Origin of the sequence: Campylobacter sp. MIT 21-1684, assembly GCF_026241315.1 — a bacterium.
GTDB lineage: Bacteria > Campylobacterota > Campylobacteria > Campylobacterales > Campylobacteraceae > Campylobacter_D.
On sequence record NZ_JAPHNA010000054.1, the window covers coordinates 1 to 990 of the forward strand.

Below are 990 nucleotides of genomic sequence, written 5' to 3' on the forward strand. Positions count from 1 at the left end.
GAGATTAAGGCAGAGTGATGGGAGAGAGAAAACTTTAAAAAATCTCAAAATATAGGAATTAATAGAACAAATGTCAAATAAAGAAAACACCCAAGAGTATAGTAAAGATACATTAAGAATACAGATTGTAGATTTTAAAGACAATCCTATTGAAAATGCAGAGGTTGTTTTATTGGCTATGGGACAAAGACAAGGGCAAAAGATTGCTTTACCAGATAAAACAAATTCTCAAGGAGAAACTCTTTTTAACCTCCAAGAACACATTAAAAATATCAATAGATTTGAAATCACAATAAACCACCCAGATTATTATTCCTATCCTATAAACCGCAATAGGAAAATATGCAGGAGTTATGAGTATGGGCATTTATGTGTAGAAAGTTTTGACAAGATACCTGCATTTTATTTTAATGGTAAAACACTCTCTCAATACCCAAACCCTACTCAAACATACACTTTAAAAACCCTAGCAAATCAAGATTCTAGTAATCAAACACAAAAAGAATACTATATACAATTACAAGAAAATTCAATACATTTTAAAATCTATAAAGATGAGAATCTTACACAAGAAAGTGAGTATGTTTTATCCCTAGAGACTACCACACAGACAACAACACAACCTAAAGAAACTAAGAATCTACACTTTGATGATGATGATACTTTAAAGAAATTGAAGAAAGAAATAGAATCTCTTATCACAATAAATAAGAAAAAGGGGAATGCTAAGCTAACACATAAGTTTGTGGTAGAGCTAGTGCCACTTAATGTTATTTCTTTACACTTTAATGGCAAACTTTTGACAATTATTGTTAATGAAAGGGATACAATCCAAAGAATCTCTTTTCAAGCAGTCAGTGGCAGAGGAGAGAAGATAAAGAATGAACAAGGAGAGACTAGGTTTCATTTCACTTATGAAAAGGAAAGACAAATGCTACAAGATAAAGGTCCTATACCTGAAGGGGAGTATTATATTACTCCTTTGAGTGA

The 990-nt window shown here is 31.4% G+C and carries 1 pseudogene; it reads left to right on the forward strand.

What is annotated here, in order from left to right:
• Positions 1 to 70: 70 nt before the first annotated feature.
• Positions 71 to 990: pseudogene (locus OQH62_RS08505) on the forward strand (hypothetical protein); the annotation flags it as partial.